At 60.3% G+C, this 18,707-nt stretch carries 17 protein-coding genes; 7 read left to right on the forward strand and 10 right to left on the reverse strand.

All coding sequences use genetic code 11. From position 1 onward, the window contains the following. The 6 genes from ACYQ54_RS14150 to ACYQ54_RS14175 all read right to left on the reverse strand — a co-directional run bounded on the left by ACYQ54_RS14150 (position 1) and on the right by ACYQ54_RS14175 (position 6,305). A complete protein-coding gene (locus tag ACYQ54_RS14150; protein ID WP_460083329.1) occupies positions 1-930 on the reverse strand; it encodes a beta-keto acid cleavage family enzyme in 930 nt (309 codons plus the stop codon). A 10-nt stretch (positions 931-940) separates the two neighbouring features. Next, a complete protein-coding gene (locus ACYQ54_RS14155; protein WP_460083331.1) occupies positions 941-2,296 on the reverse strand; it encodes an aminotransferase family protein in 1,356 nt (451 codons plus the stop codon). Then, on the reverse strand, positions 2,293-3,378 hold the full coding sequence (locus tag ACYQ54_RS14160) for an ABC transporter ATP-binding protein (protein ID WP_460083332.1): 1,086 nt from the start codon (positions 3,376-3,378) through the stop codon (positions 2,293-2,295). The genes ACYQ54_RS14155 and ACYQ54_RS14160 overlap by 4 nt, the downstream gene beginning before the upstream one ends. Before the next feature lie 86 nt (positions 3,379-3,464). Beyond that, positions 3,465-4,604: an extracellular solute-binding protein gene (locus ACYQ54_RS14165; protein WP_229003065.1), complete on the reverse strand. Its 1,140-nt coding sequence runs from the start codon at positions 4,602-4,604 to the stop codon at positions 3,465-3,467. Positions 4,605-4,653: 49 nt separating this feature from the next. Further along, a complete protein-coding gene (locus ACYQ54_RS14170; protein ID WP_077290682.1) occupies positions 4,654-5,439 on the reverse strand; it encodes an ABC transporter permease in 786 nt (261 codons plus the stop codon). After that, positions 5,439-6,305, reverse strand: coding sequence for an ABC transporter permease (locus ACYQ54_RS14175; protein WP_460083334.1), 867 nt, complete (start codon positions 6,303-6,305; stop codon positions 5,439-5,441). Before ACYQ54_RS14175 ends, ACYQ54_RS14170 begins: the two co-directional genes overlap by 1 nt. Before the next feature lie 108 nt (positions 6,306-6,413). Between ACYQ54_RS14175 and ACYQ54_RS14180 the strand changes: the two genes are divergently transcribed. The 3 genes from ACYQ54_RS14180 to ACYQ54_RS14190 all read left to right on the forward strand — a co-directional run bounded on the left by ACYQ54_RS14180 (position 6,414) and on the right by ACYQ54_RS14190 (position 10,141). After that, entirely contained in the window at positions 6,414-7,382 is a 969-nt protein-coding gene (locus tag ACYQ54_RS14180; protein ID WP_460083336.1) for a LysR family transcriptional regulator, read from the forward strand. Between the two features lie 163 nt (positions 7,383-7,545). Further along, complete coding sequence (locus tag ACYQ54_RS14185) at positions 7,546-8,628, forward strand: OmpA family protein (RefSeq protein WP_460083338.1); 1,083 nt, start codon at positions 7,546-7,548, stop codon at positions 8,626-8,628. Between the two features lie 7 nt (positions 8,629-8,635). After that, positions 8,636-10,141 (forward strand): caspase family protein, encoded by a 1,506-nt coding sequence (locus ACYQ54_RS14190; RefSeq protein ID WP_460083339.1) that lies wholly within the window; start codon positions 8,636-8,638, stop codon positions 10,139-10,141. Between the two features lie 43 nt (positions 10,142-10,184). Here the strand turns inward: ACYQ54_RS14190 and ACYQ54_RS14195 are convergent, their stop codons facing one another. From ACYQ54_RS14195 to ACYQ54_RS14210, 4 genes are all read right to left on the reverse strand, one after another. Further along, positions 10,185-10,841, reverse strand: a complete 657-nt coding sequence (locus ACYQ54_RS14195; protein ID WP_460083341.1) for a class I SAM-dependent methyltransferase — start codon at positions 10,839-10,841, stop codon at positions 10,185-10,187. 32 nt (positions 10,842-10,873) lie between these two features. Then, positions 10,874-12,136 (reverse strand): BtaA family protein, encoded by a 1,263-nt coding sequence (locus ACYQ54_RS14200; protein ID WP_460083343.1) that lies wholly within the window; start codon positions 12,134-12,136, stop codon positions 10,874-10,876. Positions 12,137-12,405: 269 nt separating this feature from the next. Next, complete coding sequence (locus tag ACYQ54_RS14205) at positions 12,406-13,614, reverse strand: L,D-transpeptidase family protein (protein WP_460083345.1); 1,209 nt, start codon at positions 13,612-13,614, stop codon at positions 12,406-12,408. A 263-nt stretch (positions 13,615-13,877) separates the two neighbouring features. Then, positions 13,878-15,209: a dihydroorotase gene (locus ACYQ54_RS14210; RefSeq protein ID WP_460083347.1), complete on the reverse strand. Its 1,332-nt coding sequence runs from the start codon at positions 15,207-15,209 to the stop codon at positions 13,878-13,880. Positions 15,210-15,404: 195 nt separating this feature from the next. On the opposite strand from ACYQ54_RS14210, the gene ygfZ reads away from it, so the two are divergent. The 4 genes from ygfZ to ACYQ54_RS14230 are packed head-to-tail and all read left to right on the forward strand — an operon-like array spanning position 15,405 to position 18,630. Continuing rightward, positions 15,405-16,331, forward strand: a complete 927-nt coding sequence (ygfZ, locus tag ACYQ54_RS14215; RefSeq protein ID WP_460083349.1) for a CAF17-like 4Fe-4S cluster assembly/insertion protein YgfZ — start codon at positions 15,405-15,407, stop codon at positions 16,329-16,331. 23 nt (positions 16,332-16,354) lie between these two features. Then, entirely contained in the window at positions 16,355-17,017 is a 663-nt protein-coding gene (locus ACYQ54_RS14220) for a YfbR-like 5'-deoxynucleotidase (RefSeq protein WP_460083350.1), read from the forward strand. Between the two features lie 54 nt (positions 17,018-17,071). Beyond that, positions 17,072-17,578 (forward strand): tyrosine phosphatase family protein, encoded by a 507-nt coding sequence (locus tag ACYQ54_RS14225; protein WP_460083352.1) that lies wholly within the window; start codon positions 17,072-17,074, stop codon positions 17,576-17,578. 20 nt (positions 17,579-17,598) lie between these two features. Next, a complete protein-coding gene (locus tag ACYQ54_RS14230; RefSeq protein WP_460083354.1) occupies positions 17,599-18,630 on the forward strand; it encodes an NUDIX hydrolase in 1,032 nt (343 codons plus the stop codon). Positions 18,631-18,707 lie beyond the last annotated feature (77 nt).

Raw genomic sequence — 18,707 nt, forward strand, 5'->3', positions numbered from 1 at the left:
TCAGAAGGCCGTCCCGCTGGCCCCTTTGAGGCCGAGCATCTGCCTGGCTTCCTCCGGCGTGGCGACCTTGCGTCCGAGCTCCTCGACGATCCGGCGGATCTTGGTGACCTGCTCTGCGTTGGAGCGGGCGAGCTCACCCTTGGCAATATAAAGGTTGTCTTCCAGCCCGACACGCACGTGCCCCCCCATGCTGGCGGCAATGGTAGCAAAGGGGATCTGCTGGCGGCCGGCTGCCAAGACGGAGAAGATATAGTCGTCGCCAAAAAGCTTGTCCGCCATCCGCTTCATGTGTTGCAGGTTCTCCGGGTCCGCGCCAATACCGCCCAGAACACCGAAGACGAACTGGATGAAGTACGGCGGCTTGACGAGGCCCCGGTCAGCGAAGTGGCGCAGCATGTAGAGATGGCCGACGTCGTAACATTCGAACTCGAAGCGCGCGCCGCGCTGCTGGCCCATCCGGGTCAGCACGAACTCGATATCCCGTGGCGTGTTCTTGAAGACGAGATCGTCCGTGCCGCGCAGGAACGGCTGCTCCCAATCATGCACCCAAGTGTCATACCGGTCGGCCAAGGGATAGAGCGCGAAGTTCATGCTGCCCATGTTGAGCGAGCACATTTCCGGCTCGGCCTTGAGCGGACCTGCAAGCCTGTCCTCCAGGCTCATGATGGCGCTGCCTCCGGTGGACAGGTTGAGCACTGCGCCGCAGCCCGCCTTGATCTCCGGCAGGAAGGCCATGAAGTCGGTTTCCCGGGCAGACGGCTGACCCGTTTCGGGATTGCGCGCATGCAGATGCAGTATGGCCGCACCCGCCTCGGCGGCACCAATGGCCTGGCCTGCAATTTCGGCGGGCGTCACCGGCAGATGGGGCGACATTGTGGGTGTGTGAATGGAGCCCGTGACGGCACAGGTGATGATGATCTTGTCTGTCATGTCTTGATTTTCAGCTGGCTTTGGCCTGTTGCCCCGAAATCCTGTCCAGGAACTGGCGGAGGGAAAGGTCGAGGCCCTCGATGATCTCGGCAACATGATCCGCAGTCGATATCATGGGCGGTGCGATCAGGAAATGATCGCCGCTGTAGCCGCCCCGCGTCCTGCGAGAATAGATGATGAGGCCGTTTTCGTAGGCGATGTCGACCAGTTCGTTGAAGGCGTTCAGTTCCTTCGCGAGCGGTCTCAGGCTTGCACTGTCCTCAACCAGTTCGAAGGCCAACAGCAGCCCTTGGCCGCGCACGTCGCCGATGATCGAATAGCGGTCCATCAGCTTCTTCAGTTCGCTCTTCAGGAGTGCCCCGGTCTCAGCCGCGTTCTGGCAAAGGTTTTCCCGTTCGATCTCCTCCAGCACCGCAAGACCCGCCGAACAGGCAAGCGGATTGCCGGCATAGGTGAAGCCGTGCAGGAAGCCGCCGTTGTCGAGCACGTTGGTGACGATGTCCTTATGCGCGATCATGGCCCCGAGGGGGGCATAGCCTGCGGCAAAGCCCTTGGAGATCACAAGGATGTCCGGATCCACGTTCCAGTGTTCACCCGCGAAGAATTTGCCGGTGCGCCCGCCTCCGGTCATGACCTCGTCATGGATCAGCAGGACGCCGTAGCGCGTACAGATCTCGCGAATGCGCTGCATGTAGCCTTTGGGCGGCACAAGCGCACCGGTTGACGCGCCGCCGATCGGTTCAACGATGAAGGCCAGGATCGTTTCAGGACCTTCGGAAAGGATCTTTGCTTCCAGCATGTCTGCATAGTGCCTGCCCGTTGCTTCGTCTTCCGGGTCCAGCCCGTCAAGATAGGCACGCGGTGCCGGGATCTTCGGCATCGGTCGCATCATCGGATCGAAAGGCGCGGTGAGCGGGGCATAGCCCGTCAGAGCAAGCGCGCCGAGGGTGCAGCCGTGATAGCTCGGTTCGCGCGAGATGATCTTGTAACGCTGTGCCTCGCCGATCGCGATTGCGTTCTGGCGGGCCAGCTTGATGGCGCTCTCCACTGCTTCCGACCCGCCGGAGACGAAGAAGACCTTTTCAAGCCCCTCGGGTGCCAGTGCGGCGGTCTTGGCGGCCAGAAGCTCGGCAGATTCGGTTTCGAAATGGAGGCGATAACCGAAGGTGGACTTGTCCATCTGCTTGCGCATCGCCTCCAGCACGCGCGGGTTGGAATGGCCGATGTTGCAGACCATCGCCCCGGACGAGCCGTCGAGATAGCGTTTGCCGTCGACATCCCACATGTAGACGCCACGTGCCTGGTCCAGAACGGGCCGGCGCTGGCGGGACTGATAGAACAGATGAGAGGTTTCCTGACGGCTCATGAAGCAGCTCCAGGCAGGGCTGCGCAGTCGCGCGGGCGGAAGCGCACGGAAACATCCGTACCTTCCTGAAAAGGATGCTGATCGATCATGTTGATCACCTGAAGTTGCTGGTCGCCGACGCGTACGAAATATCGCGCCGCCTGACCCTGGTAGTCCACCGCCTCGACTGTGCCGTCGAGTGCGATGCGATCATCCGCCGGAGCGGATTTTTCCGCCAGCAGAAGTTTCTCGGCCCGGATAACAAGCTGTGCAGGACCGGCCTGCGTTACATTGGGGGCCTTTTCCCTGGGTACGTTGACCTTGCCGAAATGAGGCAGCTCGAGGGAAAGCTCCTGCCCGTTCACGTCCTGGCAAGTGGCGGACAGAATGTTGGAAATGCCCAGGAAACGCGAGACGAACTCGCTTGCAGGCGTATTGTAGACTTCCTGCGGCGTACCGATCTGCTCCACCCGTCCGTTGGACATGACGACGATCCGGTCGGACATGGCAAGCGCTTCCGACTGGTCGTGAGTGACGAAGACTGTGGTGATGCCGATCTGATGCTGGATGCGCTTCAGCTCGACACGCATGTCTTCCCGCAGGTTGGCATCGAGCGCGGACAGCGGCTCGTCCAGCAACAGGACATCCGGTTCGATAACGATGGCACGGGCCAGTGCGATACGTTGCTGCTGGCCGCCGGACAGCTGCTTGGGATAGCGGTCGCCGACGTGGGGCAATTGCACCAGCTCCAGGACATCGCGCACCTTTTTTTCGGCCTCCGCCTTGGGCATGTCGCGGTACTTGAGGCCGAAGGCCACATTTTCGGCAATCGTCTTGTGGGGAAAGAGCGCGTAATTCTGAAAGACCAGCCCCAGGTTCCGCCTGTGGATCGGCACATCGTTGATGCGCTGCCCCTTGATGGTGATGTCGCCTTCGGTGGGGTCGATGAGGCCAGCGATCATCCTGAGGGTTGTTGTCTTGCCGCATCCGGAGGGGCCGAGCAGGGTTACGAAGCTTCCGTCCGGAATATCCATGCTCATCCGGTGAACAGCGGTGAAGCCGCCGAACTTTTTGACGATATTGTTGAGGGAAACCGCGCTCACGCAAATTCTCCAGGTCCTGGGGAGAAGACGACCTTCCGGCAGCAACTGCCGGAAGGTGCTGGGTCAGTGATGGGGCCGTACCGGGTTCAGTAACCCTTCTGGATCCGCCCGAACATCTTGGACCAGTCCTGTTCGTGACTGTTCCAGTATTCCGGATTGGCGAAAGTCAGACCGTCGAGGGTTCCCGTCGGATCGAACGCCGGAAGGGTCGGGATCTTCTTGCCGAGCTCGACCTTTGTCGGGTCAAGAGCGGGCGGATAGTTCTGCCCCTCGGCGACCGCAATGGAGGTTTCCGGCGCCAGCATGAAATTCAGAAGCTCTTCACATGCTTCCATCGGCGAGCCCTTGATCACGAACAGGCATTCCTGCCAGCCGAAACCGTTGGGCGGATCGATGTAGCCAATATCGTGGCCCTGCTCCTGAAGGGCGTAGATCCGGCCGGACCAGCCCTCGGTGACGTAGATTTCCTCTTCCGCCAGAAGGCTCATCAGCTCCGCACCGGACTGCCAGTATTTCAAGAGAAGATCGCGGTTGGTGCGCACGGCTTGCCAGACGGCATCCATATCCGTTGCGTTGTTCGGGTCCTGGTCAGTCTGCAGCGATGCATACCAGATGCGCGTGCGCCAGTCAGACCAGCCGCCGATCTTGCCCTTGTAGGCTTCGTCGATCAGGAGCTTCGCGCCCTTCTCCTTGGCCTCGTCGTCGGAGATGTACTTCCGGTTATAAGCAATGCCGGTGGTGCCGTAGTCATAGGGCACGCAGGACAGCTTGCCGTCGGTGACACCACGGAAGACGTCGGTCAGCTTCGGGATCACGTATTTCAGGTTCGGGATGTTGTCCTCGTTGAGGGTCGAGTTCAGCCCGAGATTGACATAGCGCGCGTAGTCGAAGACGCCGGACAGGTGAGCGATGTTGTATTCGCCTTCCTGGCTAGCCTTGACGCGCGAGAGATATTCGTCACCGCCACCGAACGTTCCGTCGACAACCTTGATACCGGTCTTTTCCGTATAGGGATCGAAGGCATATTTGCGGAAGGCCTCCGAAACGACCCCGCCCCAGCCATCGAAGCGGACTTCCTCGGTTGCAGCCATGGCATGGCGGGCAAAGGGTGTCTGCACCCCGTAGGCGAGACCGGCTGCCCCGATCAGGCCGAGAAACTTGCGGCGGTCGAGATCGCCATTGAGATAGCGTTCGCGCAGACGCTCATAGCGTTTGGTATTGTCCATCTTGTTTTCCACTCTGGTTCTGTCGGTTTCTTGCTTTGATCGCGCGGTTCTAACCGCCGCGCTGCATGGCCATCCGCCGGGCAATTGCGAGCCCGAGAAGCGGCAGGCCGACGGTAAGGAAAATCATCACGGTGCCGAGCGCGTTGATCTCAGGAGAGATGGAATTGCGCAGCATGGCAAAGATCTGGGTGGGCACGGTTTCAACCCCGCCCGGCTTCCAGAACAAGGTGCCGGTGATGTCGTCGAAGCTGATGGTGAAGGCGAAGAGCATGCCGGCGAAGACCGCCGGTGCCAGCAGGGGCAGCGTGATCTGGAAGAAGGCCTGCACCGGACTGGCGCCAAGGCTGAGCGCGGCTTCCTCATAGTCGCGGCGAATGCCGACGAGGCGGGCCTGCACCACCAGGATGACGAAAGGCAGCGTGAAGATGACGTGCCCCATCAGGAGCAGGAAGAAGCTCTTGTTGATCGACAGGAAATTCAGGAACAGCAGCAGGGCAACCGCCAGCACCACCTCAGGCACCAGGATGGGAGCGATCAGAAGGGTGGAGATCAGGTTGCGGCCGGGCACCTCGTAGCGCACCAGGGCAAGGCTTGCCAGAACGCCCAGTGTGGTGGAGATCAGCGCCGTCAGCGCACCAAGGACAATCGAGGTCTGGAACGCCCGCAGGATGGCGTCATTGCCGGCCAGCTCGACGAACCAGCGGAACGAGAAGCCGGTCATCGGAAAGCTGCCGAACTGGCTGGCGTTGAAGCTGAGCAGCACCACCACCGCGACCGGCAGGAACATGAACAGATAGACCAGCAGCGTATAGGCCCGGATCAGTTGCCACCCCATCAGCCAAGCCCCTTCATCAGTTGGCCCATGCCGAGATAGTGATTGTAGATCAGGACCAGGGCGCCGAGGACGGCGAGCAGCATGAGCGAGAGCGCCGAGCCGAGCGGCCAGTTGAGCTGGGTGATGATCGCCTCGAAAACGAGATTGGCGAACATGGCGTCCGTCGGACCACCCAGAACCAACGGAGTGATATAGGTGCCAGCACTCAGCACGAAGCAGAGCAGGCCTCCCGCAGCAAGCCCTGGCAGGGACAGCGGCAAGGTGACTTCCCGGAACGCCTGCCAGCGTGTGGAGCCGAGCGAACAGGCCGCGTCCTCCAGCGAAACATCGATCCCTTCCAGCGCCACATAGACGTTCAGCACCATGAAGGGCAGCAGGAAATGCACGAGGCCCAGGATCACCGTTGGCTCGTTGTAAAGCATCTGGACCGGTTCGGAAACGATGCCGAGATTGAGCAGCGCCCAGTTGACCGCACCGGACACACCCAGGATGTTGATCCAGGACATGGTCCGGATGATGTAACTGATCCAGAAAGGCAGCATCAGCAACAGCAGCAGCAAGGCCTTGTTGCCGCGCGAGCGGGCGATGAAATAGGCCGCCGGATAGCCCATGACGGCACAGGCAATTGTCGTGATCGCCGCAATCCGCAGCGTGCCGAGAAGGATGTCCCGATAGAAGGGATCAGTCAGCGCCTCGTTCCAGTTGTCCAGATAGAAGCCCGCCTGATCGGCGCCGGTGGCGGTGCGCAGCCAGAACGAATAAACGACGATGAACATGAGCGGGACGAACAGCAGCAACCCCACTGCCGTGAGCGCAGGGGAGAGAAGTATCCATGGCTGCCGTTTTTCCCGCGCCTCGACGCTCATGCGCTCAAATCCTGCCCGATGCCTTGTCAAAATTGCTTGACTTCAGCGTCGCAGACGGGTGTTCATTGATCAAATAGATAGTAGAAATTATAACTATAGATCTGATCAATGACTGAGCGATTGCGTCCAATCCAGGCGGAACGGCTTGCCCGCGAACTGGACTGGAACCTGCTGCGAACCTTTATCGTGCTGGCCCAGTCAGGAAGCGTGACGCGGGCGGCCGACAGGCTGCGCCTCAAGCAGCCCACCGTTTCCAGCGCACTGAAGCGGCTGGAGGACCGGCTTGACCGCAAACTTATCAACAGGAAGCCGGGTCAGTTCGAGCTGACGGAAGCCGGCCAATTGCTGTTGAAGGAAGCCATCGAGATCCAGGGTTCGATCCTGCGGCTTGGAACCCTGATGCGCGACGTCACCGACGAGATCCGGGGCCATGTCGAGATCGCGATGGCCAGTCACGTGGTCTCGCCGCTCTATGACGACACCTTGCGCGAGTTTCACGAACGCCACCCGGCGGCAACGCTGACCATCAACGTCTCCGCCAGCAAGGACGCTCTGGAGGCCGTCACCTCACGCCGGGCTTCGCTTGCCGTCTGCCTGGTGAGGGAGCGAAATCCGAAGCTTGAATATCTGCGGCTTTTCCGGGAGTTCTTCGGACTGTTCTGCGGTCCGCCCCACCCGCTTTACGGCAAGACCGACCTGACAAAGACCGATCTTGCGGGCCAGTCCGCCGTCAGCTTCGTCACCGACCGGCTGGAAGACGCGCTGCGTCCGGTGACGCTGATGCGCGCGGAAGCGGATCTGGAAGACCGGATCGTCGGCACCTCGGCAAACCTGGAAGAAGTCCGGCGCATGATCATTGCCGGGCTGGGCATCGGCCCCCTGCCCGTTCACGTCGCCAAGCGGGATGTTCGCGAGGGACTGCTGTGGCAGCTGCCCCCCTATGACGCGCTGCCGGAGATCGATGTACATGTGGTCTGGAACCCGAAAGCAAAACTCAATCGCGCCGAACAGGCTCTTCTCGACATGTTGCTCGAAAAGATAAGGAAGACGCCGATCGAAGAGCGGACTTATCGCTGACATGCATCGTGGCTCAATGGGCAACTGACGTCTTTACCAAATTGAGCGACCAACCTGGGAAACCCGATAGCGGTACGTTGCATTCCCTCGCCAACTTTGTAAAACTTTCAGGACGTTACGGAAAAGTGGCGGTCAACGCCGTCCGGGTTGAAGGGGTAGGAAGATGAATGGTGTGCGGTTCGCCTGGAAAATGTTCTTCCTCGCACTGGTGACAGTTGCCCTTTTTCAGTCCCCTGCCACTGCATCGGAAGAATTCTTTGAAGGCGGCTGGACCCTGCAACGGGATGCATCGTCCTTGCGGTTCCAGTCGGTCAAGAACCTCACAATCGTCGAATCGAGCGCCTTTGCCGAATTTGAAGGCGGCATAGACGAAACCGGCAACGCCAGAGTGCGCATCTTTCTGGACTCGATCGATACAAAGATCGACCTCAGAAACGTGCGCATGCGGTTCCTGTTCTTCGAGACCTTCGAGTTTCCCGAAGCCGTCATCACGACACAAATCGACGCGTCCGCTCTTGCCGACCTTCCGACTGCGAAACGCAAGATAATACCGCTCTCCTTCAATCTGGACCTCCACGGAGTTTCCAAATCATTCCAGTCAAATGTCGCCGTTACCTATCTGAGTGAGGATCTGGTTGCCGTTTCGAGCACCGCACCGATTTCCGTTGCGGCTTCGGACTTTGCACTCGGAGGCGGCATCAAGAAACTCGAGGAAGCCGCCGGTGTGGTGATCGTACCCTCGGCAACGGTTTCCTTCGATTTCGTCTTCGCGCGGAAAGCCGGTGAACCGGTTCAGAGTGTTTCGGGCGATAAGGCCCCACAGGTCGCAGCTTCCCAATCGGCGGCAAGCACCGCGCTGGAACCGGAAGGCAACCTGGACAGTGAAGCCTGCACCGGCCGGTTCGAGATCCTGTCCCGCACGGACAATATTTATTTTCCAAGTGGAAGTTCACAGCTTGACCCACGAAGCGAACCGCTGTTGAACAGCCTCGTCGACATCATCACGAGATGCCCGGGACTGACCATTGAGGTCGGCGGACACACCGACAGTGACGGCAGCGATACGTCGAACCAGCGTTTGTCTGAGCGTCGCGCAGATGCGGTCAAACAATATCTTGTCTCGAAGAACGTTCCCGATAGCAGGATCAGGAGTGTCGGCTACGGCGAGAGCCGTCCCGTCGCCCCGAACACGTCTGCCGAAGGAAAACACCGCAACCGGCGAATAGAGTTTGTCGTTGTCGAATAGGACCACCATGCACCGCCTTACCATCGGTTTCATCATGGCGCTGATACTGACCATCGGCACCCTGCCCGAGAGGGCATACGCGGAACCGCGGCTGGCGCTGGTTGTCGGCAATGGCGCCTACACGACGGTTACGCCGCTGGACAATCCCGTAAACGATGCGGATCTGATGGCCAATGCGCTGAGAGAGGTCGGCTTCGACGTCACGCTTGTCACCGACTCGAACCAGAACGAGATGATCACGGCAATCTCCCGGTTTGGCAGCCGGTTACGGGCCGCCGGAGAGGACGCAACCGGGCTGTTCTACTATGCGGGACACGGAGTTCAGTCCTTCGGTGCAAACTTTCTGCTTCCAGTCGACATCGAGCTTCAGGACGCTGCCGACCTCAGCCTGGTCGGTGTTCCGGCCCAGGCCGTTTTGAGGCAGATGTTCTCCGCCCGAAACCGAACCAACATCGTCATTCTGGATGCCTGCCGAAACAATCCGTTCGTTTCGATCCCGGACCTGAGCGACAACGGTCTGGCGGAAATGAAAGCTCCAAGGGGCACCTTCCTGGCCTATTCGACGGCGCCTGGCGACATCGCTCTCGACGGAACCGGCGGCAATAGCCCGTTCACAGAAGCGCTGGCCCGGCACATGCCGACGCCCGGCATGCCCGTCGAGACCCTTTTCAAGGCAGTTCGAGTCGATGTTCTGAAGGAGACCGGCAACCAGCAGACCCCGTGGGATACTTCATCCCTCACTGTTGACTTCCAGTTCGTCCCCGCCAAGGCCCCCTCCGCCGAAGAAGTCGAACTGCGCCAGATCTGGGATTCGGTGAAACTCAGCAAGGATCCTTTGCAGGTCCTTCTGTTCCTGCGTGCACACCCGGACAGCCGATACTCCGGAGAAGCCAGGAAACTCCTGACGGCTCTGATGGAAAAGGAAACGCAGCCCACCGCGGAAGCAACACCTGCCCCGCAACAGAAAGCCGAACCTGCCACACCCCAGACGAGCGAGCGGGACATGATCGAGACAGCGCGCCGTAACGGGACCGCGAGCGCCTATCAAGCCTATCTGGATGCATATCCCAATGGTGCCTTTGCCGAGCTCGCACGCCTTGAATTGCAGACAATCGCGAACAAGGAGCAGAGCACGGACCCGGTCGCCGATCAGGCAAAGCGGGAAGACACGCCGGCAACCGCTCAAGAAGTTTCCCCTGCCTCTGATCCTGGGGAAGCGTCTGCCGTCATAGCATTCAACGCACCGCTCGCGATGGGAGAGCCGGATATCGCCAGCCGAAGCATTTCTGAGCTGATTACCGGATCTCCGAAATTCCCGCCCATCGAGGGCCTGCCGGAAGCGGTCTGGAAAGACAAGACCTGCGCTGCCTGCCATCAATGGGAACAGGCGAACCTGTGTGACCAGGCCAAGACCTATGTCGCCAACAAGTCACGCGCAGTTGCGAAACAGCACCCCTATGGTGGTGCCTTCAAGGACGCATTGCGGCTTTGGGCGGAACAGGGTTGTCCGTGACCTCAACGCAGGTTTTGCAGCGGCGTTGGTTCACCTCTTTCGGTCATTGCGATTTCGTGATCACCGCATAGTCCGAATAGCCGCCGTAAAGGCGATGAAACACGGTCTCCCCTCCTATGCCGGCAGCCAAGCCTTTCAGCTCTTTTTCCAGATCCGGCCGTGGAGACACGTGGAAGGATTTGAGCCAGGCGAAAAGCAGGCGCTTGAACCAGCCAGGCAAACGTTCCTGCTGACCGAAGTCGACCACATGAACACGTCCGTCTGGCGTCAGCCGGGCAGCACCTGCCGCCAGCGCTTCGCGCCAGATCGGGATCATGGACAGCGTATAGGAATAAAAGACGCGGTCGAAAGCCGGAACGCCCAGTCCTTCCGTTGCCGCCGGGTTTGCGGCATCGCCTTCCACAAGCGTTATCCGGTCCGTCAGGCCTGCCTTGTCGATGTTCTTCTGCGCGGTCTCCAGCATGTTCCGGGAAATGTCGAGACCAAAGAAGCGTACGTCCGGATAGGCTTTTGCGGCCGCAACGAGGTTCCGGCCCGTGCCGCAGCCAAGTTCCAGCACAACACCGCCGCGCGGTGGCTGGAGGTCACGGATCAGCCTGTCGCGGCCGAGCAGATAGAACTTGCGGGTCAGATCGTAAAAATGGCGCTGATGGCGGTAGACGGCATCCATCAGCCGGGCCGTTTCGACAGCTTGGGTCATGACGCTGTTGTTCCGTAGACTGGAGGGCCAGCTTAGCCGTTGAACACGTAAAGATGGAAGCCACCATAGATTGAGGAGCGGTCCTGACGACCAAGCTGCAGGCTCTCCTCTTCCTCATAGGTCCAGCGATCGAGGATCCGGTCGGAAACACGGCCCGGCAGAAGTGTCGGTTCGGCAGCCGTGCGGAAGATCACCCGGGCGCCCGGACGCGCGGTGCGCGTAATCTCGGTCCAGAGCGCGTTGAGCTGATGATCGGTCATCCAGTCCTGTGCGTCCAGCAGGACATAGGCGTCGAGTGTATCGTCCGCCACGGTCTGCAGGTGCTCGGTGAAATTGCGGTTCAGCACCCGCACCCGGCCGGCGCGCTGGCGGATTTCCTCGAAATGCTCCCGCTTCAGATACGGCGGCAAAGGCCCTGCAGGACCGGTGCTTTCCTGATTGCCTGGAGCGTAGCCGCGACCGAAGGCCTGCCAGGCAAAATAATTGTCCTGCATGGAGAAGTCGCAGGCGAGCTTTTCAAGCCGCTGACGCAGCACCGCGGACATGTCGCCTTCGGCACTGGCGGACACCAGCGCATCATATTGCGCGGGCGGAATGCCGAGGCCATAGAGTGACATCTTCTTCGAGGTTGCCCAGCGCACCAGTCGCTTGTCGAACAGCGGCGCCAGCGCTGTGTCGAAGAAAGTGCGCTGCTCTTCCAGCGACTTGGTCTTGACCATGTACTTCGGGTCGATGCCATAAAGCCTTGCGATCAGGTGACCGGCACCGATGCAATATCCCAAGAGGCCATGGTGATAGAGATCGCGCGAGAACAACGTGATCCGCTTGCGTCCCCAGTTGGCCAGATCCCGGCCTTCCCAGTAGGCAACCGTTTCAGGATCGAGCTGGTCCTTCAGGAAACGCTGATAGGCGGCGACATTGGCCTTTTCGTCCGCCTCGCCAAAGAACCTGTAGAAGATCTCGTAATTGGGAAAATGCTTGGCCGCCGCCAGCTTCAACCGGCCCAGCGCAACATGCGCGCGATTGAGGTCCACAGCGGTGATTTCGGCCGGGTTTGCCGTCAAATAGGACATGACATTGCAGCCACCCGACGCGATCGTGATCATTCTGGAGTCCGGCGTCAGGCGCAGAGCCTTCATGTCGACATCCGGATCTTCCCAGATCTGCGGATAGACAAGGCCCTTGAAGGCGAATGTGAACAGGCGCTCTAGAAAACCGTCCTTGGAGGTTGCTTCAGAACGGTGAACCGCATTCTTGAGACGTTTCTTCGATGCGGTGAGCGTGCTTTGCGCCATGTCTTTCTCCCGGGTCACCTGCGCCAATAAACTGCCTTCCGATACGTGACAGACGCGACAGTTTGGTGACGTTGCGAAGATTTGAGCGGTTGTCCGGATAATCAAACTGCCGTGGACCGGGCTCGACCCTCTCAACCTGGCCCCCAATCCCGGATCCCTGGATCTTCGCTTCGCTGAGTCCGGCGGGCCCCGACAGAGGAACGTCAAACGAAAAAGCCCCCGCCGAAGCGGGGGCTGTGTTTCCGTCCAGGGCGTTGGGTGGCCTGGACTTAGCGGGTGATCACCACGAAATCGGTGCCAAGGCCCGTGTTGCGGGTGAAGTTGCGGTCCGTGACCGTCAGGGACGAACCCGGCGTCAGCATCCTGGACACCTCAAGCGCAACCTTTTTCGGCATTTCGATCCGGTCAAGAACGTCCATTGCCGCTCCGCCGCGCTCGCCTTCTGCGGAAACCGCGATCCATTCGACCGAAGACGCGCCGGGTTTGAAATCCATCGCGGTGAAGACGTGTGTTCCGATTTCCTGATCGATATCCTTGATCGTGACAGGTGCGGAATAGACATCGCGGAACTTGCGGCGGATCCGCAGCGTCGCATTCTGTGGCTCTTCATAGCCGGCATCCGCATGGATACGGGCTTCAAGAGCATCGGTCAGCTGACCGGTCACCGGCAGTTCGGACCCTTCCTGGTAAAGACTGATCGCTGCACGGGTCTTGCGGCCCATGACACCGTCCTCCGGACCGGCGTTGAAGCCCATCTGGTTGAGCAGTTGTTGCAGCACCTGAACACGGCCTGGCGCTTTCTGCGGCGTGATGATCATCCGAAGAGGTTGATCGAAATAAGGGTTTTCCGGCTGTGTTGCCGGCAGGTTCGCCTGCAAGGGTGCATCCTGAATGGCACCGCGCAAGGCCGGGTCAGCCGCAATGTTTTCGTCTGACAGGCTGGCGACTTCGGTTTCGGGCACATAGGGCTGCGGCAGCACGGCATGATGCACGCCGAGCGGATTTGCATCTCCCCTGGTCACGACAACATGCATTCCGCGCTCGGTCATGCTGTAGAGCGACTGCGCAAACGCCTTGGGAAGACGAATGCAACCGTGAGAGGCCGGGTATCCCGGCAACCTGCCGACATGCAAGGCAATGCCCGACCATGTCAGGCGTTGCATGAACGGCATCGGCGCATTGTCGTAAATATTGGAAAAATGCTTGCGCTTCTTTTCCAGAATGGAAAACACGCCGGTCGGCGTGCCGTGGCCTCGCTTTCCAGAAGAAATCGAGGAGACCTCGATCAGATCCAGACCGCGATAGACCTTGATTTTCTGCTCGTCCAGCGACACCAGCATATGCAACGGCGGTTCACCCGCCGTGTCCGTTTCCGGAGCGACATCGCGTGCAAAAGCAGCCGACATGGCGGCGAACGAAATTACTGCGGCACCTGTCAGGCTGAGCAGCGACCGTGCGCGCCTGCCTCGGTTATTCATTTCAAATGACAACATCCCTGAGCTCCCCAACGCAAAAACCCATAAAGCTCGATTCAAAGGCTAACAAAGACACGTATAGATCGGGTTAGGAAACACGGTTACTTATTGGTTTCCTTCGACCTTTCAGCCGCAACGTCGCACATTACCCAGCTCGCGGCTGTTATTCACATCACATTTTGTACAATTAGCAGCGGCAACGTGAACCGGGCCTGAACAGGCAGTCAGCCCCTTCACGCCGCAGGTTCTCGCAATTTCGGCTTGCCTCAGACCTTCAGGCCGTCCTGAAACCGGACGGCTTCGCCGCGCGACGGGGTCGACAACTCGCCGTCCCACATGACCCGCTGTCCGCGCACAACAGTGCCGACCGGCCAGCCGATGACGTCCTTGCCGTCATAGGGCGTCCACCCGCATTTGGAGGCAATCCATTCGTTGCGGATCGTTTCCGTGCGCTTCATGTCCACCACGGTGAAGTCGGCATCGTAGCCAACGGCAATCCGGCCCTTGCGCGCTGTCTGGAAGAGGCGGGCCGGGCCTGCGCTTGTCATGTCGACGAAGCGCGCCAGGCTGAGACGGCCGGCATTGACGTGATCAAGCATGATCGGCACCAGCGTCTGCACGCCGGTCATGCCGGACGGCGAAGCCGGATAGGGCTTTTGTTTTTCTTCCAGCAGATGCGGGGCATGATCGGACCCGAAAATGTCGAGGATACCCTGCTCCAGTGCCCACCACAGGCGTTCGGAATGACGTGGTGCGCGCACCGGCGGGTTCATCTGAACCAGCGTGCCCAGCCGGTGGTATGCCTCGTCCGTCAGGGTCAGGTGGTGCGGTGTCACCTCGATGGAGGCCACATCCTTGTGATCGATCAGAAAATCCACCTCTTCAGCCGTCGACAGATGCAGGATGTGGATCTTGGCTCCGGTTTCACGCGCGATGCCCACCAGCCGCTGGGTGCATTTGAGCGCAGCGATCTCGTCGCGCCAGATCGGGTGCGAACTCGGATCGCCTTCGACACGCTCTCCCTGGCGTTCCCGCAGGCGGAACTCGTCCTCGGAGTGGAAGGCCGCACGGCGGCGGGTGACGGACAGGATTTCCTTCACGCCCTGGTCGTCTTCCACCAGAAGATCGCCGGTGGAGGAGCCCATGAACACCTTGATGCCAGCGGCAGCCGGCAGGCGCTCCAGCTCGGGAATGTCCTTGACGTTGTCACGCGTGCCGCCGACCCAGAAGGCAAAGTCGCAGTGCATGCGGTGATGTCCACGTTGCACCTTGTCGGCAAGGGCAGCCTCGGACGTCGTCAGCGGATTGGTGTTCGGCATCTCGAAAACCGCCGTGACGCCGCCCATGACGGCAGCACGGGAACCGGACTCCAGGTCTTCCTTGTGGTCAAGGCCAGGCTCGCGGAAATGCACCTGCGTGTCCATGACACCCGGCAGGACGTGCAGTCCCGTGCAATCGACCGTTTCGCCGGCCTGTGAGGGATCGAAGGAGCCGATGCCGGCAATCCGGCCATCGCGAACAGCAACATCACGCTGCCCCTCGCCGTCCTGATTGACTACGGTTCCGCCCTTCAGGATCAGGTCATAGGTCGCGCTCATGTGGCTCCTCCGCGTAAATTCGGGTCAGTCTGCATGTTGGTTTACCGGGCTTATACGCGGCCCGGCAGCAAAGGACCAGACAGGGGCCGACAGATTCAGAACCTTGCCCACGGTGGGTAAAGCGCCTATGTGGCAATCAAGCAAATCTGGCCAGACGACCTGTCTGAATCAGTCATCATTTCCATGGAGCCTGCCGTGACGACCCTGTCCTACGCCCATCTGTCCGATCGCTCGCTGATCCGTGTTGGCGGCGCCGAAGCGCAGCATTTCCTGCAAAATCTGGTGACCGCGGATATCGACGGGATGTCGGAAAACGGTGCGAGTGCCGGTGCCCTGCTGACCCCGCAGGGCAAGATCCTGTTCGACTTCCTGATATACCGACAGGAAGACGGCTATCTGCTGGATGCACCTTCCGCAACAGCCGCCGAGCTTCTCAAACGCCTGACCTTCTACCGGCTGAGAGCGAAGGTGGAACTTGAGTTGCTGTCGGCAGAAATCGGCGTGATCGCCCTCTGGGACGACAGCGAGGCACCCGGCAGCTCCCTGGACGATGTCCCGAACGGAGCCCTGGACAGCGCGATGGCCGTGGTCACGGATCCGAGGCTACCTGCACTTGGCCAGCGCATTGCGGGCCCGGTGGCGGACATCACTTCGAAACTTGGCGGCACGTCTTCAGATCTTGCAGCCTATGACCATTACCGCATTTTACAGGGTGTGCCGGAGGGGCTGAAAGACTACGACTACTCGGACATCTTTCCGCATGATGCCGACCTCGACCAGCTTGGCGGCGTCTCCTTTTCCAAAGGGTGTTATGTCGGCCAGGAAGTGGTTTCACGCATGCAGCACCGGGGCAACGCCCGCAAGCGCTTCGTCCAGATCGAAAGCAGCGCTGCGCTTCCGGAAAAAGGCACTGATATTGTCGCCGGCGGCAAATCCCTGGGGTCCCTGGGTTCCAGCTCGAGCATCGGCGATAGGGCTGTGGGCCTTGCCCTTCTGCGCCTTGACAAGGTTGCCCAAGCCAAGGACAACGGCATCCCTCTGCAATGCGGTGACGCGGAGATTCTGGTCAAGCTGCCCCTGTGGGCATCCTTTACCTTGCCGGAGCCGAGCACCGCGGACTGAAACCGCGAGACCCTTGAGGACCGATGGCCTCTGCCCGTACCGACCAGCCTCCGCGCGCCTGGCAGCGCATGTTGTCCGGCAGACGGCTCAATCTACTGGACCCCTCGCCGCTCGACGTCGAGATCTCCGACATCGCCCACGGCCTAGCCCGTGTCGCGCGCTGGAACGGCCAGACCTATGGCAACCACGCCTTCTCGGTCGCGGAACACTCGTTGATCGTTGAGGACATCGCGCTGATGCTGAAACCGGACCTGCCGCCGCACTGGCGCCTGGCGGTTCTGCTGCACGATGCACCGGAATATGTCATCGGTGACATGATTTCCCCCTTCAAGTCCGTCATCGGCGAAGCGTACAAGGGCGTGGAATCCCGTTTGCAGGGGGCAATTCACCTGCGGTTCGGCCTGCCCGCGGCAATTCCCCAGACCGTGAAGAAGCTGGCCAAGCGGGCAGACATCATCTGTGCCTATTTCGAGGCTGTGGAACTGGCCGGTTTCGACGAAGATGAAGCGGCGAAGATCTTCGGCAAACCGCGCGGCTTTCCACCCGATGCCAATGGCAAATTGCGCTACGGGCTTGAGCCCCTGCCGGTGAAAACCGCCCAGGAACGGTTCATGAAGCGCTTCGAGGAGATCGAAGCCCTGCGCGAAGCTGGGAACAACCCGAAAAGCCGGCAAGCTAACGGGTGACCTTGCCTGCGAATGACCCTAGTTTATTGACAGATACAAAAAACCGGTTCTGTCATGCTGCACGTCTGCTCCCTATCAAAATTGCCTGAAACGGTGGTCGCCACCGGCGCTAAATCCGTGGTCACTCTGATCAACGCGGAAATGAACGTGCCGACCCCGGCAGGCATCTTGCCGGAGCGGCATCTTTTTCTGGCTTTCAACGACATTGTCAGCCCTGTGCCGGGACTGGTGCCGGCCAGCGAACGGCAAGTGGCGGCGTTTCTGTCCTTCGTGAAATCCTGGGACCGGCAGGCACCTCTGGTAATCCATTGCTGGGCTGGGATCAGCCGGTCGACCGCCGGTGCCTATGTGGCGGCTTGCGCACTCAACCCGGAGGCGGATGAATACCGCCTTGCGAAGATCCTGCGCGAACGCTCGCCCTCGGCAACACCGAACGCGCGGATCGTCGCCATCGGGGACAAACTCCTCGGCCGTGACGGCCGCATGATCGACGCCATCCGTGGCATCGGCCGCGGTGCCAATGCCTTTGAAGGCACCCCCTTTGTCATGCCGATCGACTGACAACAAACCACGGAGACGCAATGCCCCACCGGCAAGCCAATATTGAAATCGGATTGAATGCCGTCATCGTATCGGTTGCCGGGGGCCTGCCTCAGATCGTTCATGTGAACGATGCCAAGGAGGCTGCTGGGGAGACAGGTGAGGAAACCGGTGCGCCCCCGTCGGGAGGGGCAACGCTGGACAGCCTGCCCTTCGGTCCGTTCGACCCGATTCATCACCGTACATTCGAGATCGGCCTGCGGTCCTGGGTGGAAAATCAGACCGCGCTGAGGCTCGGCTATGTGGAACAGCTCTATACGTTTGGCGACCGGGGGCGGCACCGGGTTTTCGGTGACGAAGGCCCGCATGTGGTTTCGGTCGGGTATCTGGCGCTGACGCGCCAGACCCCGGATTCGGAGAACATGCTGTCGCGGCACAATTCCGCATGGCGGTCCTGGTACGACTATTTTCCCTGGGAAGACTGGCGCACCGGCCGGCCCGATGTCCTGGATCGGGACATTCTGCCCGCGCTCGATTCGTGGGCCAGCGAGCCACCGCCTTCAGGCGAGCCACCCAAACCGCTTGGGCGTCAGGAACGGGTCCGCCTGGCCTTCGGAACCGGTGCAACCTCCTGGGACGAAGAGCGGGCGCTGGAGCGTTTCGAACTCCTCTACGAGGCTGGACTTGTGGAAGAAGCACGGACCGATGGACGGCCTGCTGCCCTGCGCCGGTCGAACCTGCCTTTTCTCGGTGCCTCGATGCGCTTCGACCACCGCCGGGTGCTGGCGACGGCCATTTCCCGGCTGCGCGGCAAACTGAAATACCGGCCGGTGATCTTCGAACTGATGCCGGAAACTTTCACCCTGACCGAACTGCAGACTTCGGTCGAGGCCATTTCAGGACGCCATCTGCACAAACAGAATTTCCGCCGCCTGGTGGAAAACGCCGACCTTGTCGAACCGACCGGCGCAACGTCCACCGCGACCGGCGGCCGCCCCGCCGCCCTGTTCCGGTTCCGCCATCAGTTGATGAACGAACGGCCGGCTCCGGGGCTTCGCCTCGGTGGGCGCTGAACGACATCGGATATTTTTTCCGCGCGGTCAACAAAGTTAAGTCCTTAGTAATATTAACCATGACTCCACCTGTCGAC

This window comes from Roseibium sp. LAB1, from assembly GCF_054658235.1.

Bases quoted from the DNA above. Each gene is read 5' to 3' on its own strand.
- ACYQ54_RS14150 (WP_460083329.1), bottom strand. From the start codon at position 930: ATGACAGACAAGATCATCATCACCTGTGCCGTCACGGGCTCCATTCAC.
- ACYQ54_RS14155 (WP_460083331.1), bottom strand. From the start codon at position 2,296: ATGAGCCGTCAGGAAACCTCTCATCTGTTCTATCAGTCCCGCCAGCGC.
- ACYQ54_RS14165 (WP_229003065.1), bottom strand. From the start codon at position 4,604: ATGGACAATACCAAACGCTATGAGCGTCTGCGCGAACGCTATCTCAAT.
- ACYQ54_RS14170 (WP_077290682.1), bottom strand. From the start codon at position 5,439: ATGGGGTGGCAACTGATCCGGGCCTATACGCTGCTGGTCTATCTGTTC.
- ACYQ54_RS14175 (WP_460083334.1), bottom strand. From the start codon at position 6,305: ATGAGCGTCGAGGCGCGGGAAAAACGGCAGCCATGGATACTTCTCTCC.
- ACYQ54_RS14180 (WP_460083336.1), top strand. From the start codon at position 6,414: ATGACTGAGCGATTGCGTCCAATCCAGGCGGAACGGCTTGCCCGCGAA.
- ACYQ54_RS14185 (WP_460083338.1), top strand. From the start codon at position 7,546: ATGAATGGTGTGCGGTTCGCCTGGAAAATGTTCTTCCTCGCACTGGTG.
- ACYQ54_RS14190 (WP_460083339.1), top strand. From the start codon at position 8,636: ATGCACCGCCTTACCATCGGTTTCATCATGGCGCTGATACTGACCATC.
- ACYQ54_RS14195 (WP_460083341.1), bottom strand. From the start codon at position 10,841: ATGACCCAAGCTGTCGAAACGGCCCGGCTGATGGATGCCGTCTACCGC.
- ACYQ54_RS14200 (WP_460083343.1), bottom strand. From the start codon at position 12,136: ATGGCGCAAAGCACGCTCACCGCATCGAAGAAACGTCTCAAGAATGCG.
- ACYQ54_RS14205 (WP_460083345.1), bottom strand. From the start codon at position 13,614: ATGAATAACCGAGGCAGGCGCGCACGGTCGCTGCTCAGCCTGACAGGT.
- ACYQ54_RS14210 (WP_460083347.1), bottom strand. From the start codon at position 15,209: ATGAGCGCGACCTATGACCTGATCCTGAAGGGCGGAACCGTAGTCAAT.
- ACYQ54_RS14220 (WP_460083350.1), top strand. From the start codon at position 16,355: ATGGCCTCTGCCCGTACCGACCAGCCTCCGCGCGCCTGGCAGCGCATG.
- ACYQ54_RS14225 (WP_460083352.1), top strand. From the start codon at position 17,072: ATGCTGCACGTCTGCTCCCTATCAAAATTGCCTGAAACGGTGGTCGCC.
- ACYQ54_RS14230 (WP_460083354.1), top strand. From the start codon at position 17,599: ATGCCCCACCGGCAAGCCAATATTGAAATCGGATTGAATGCCGTCATC.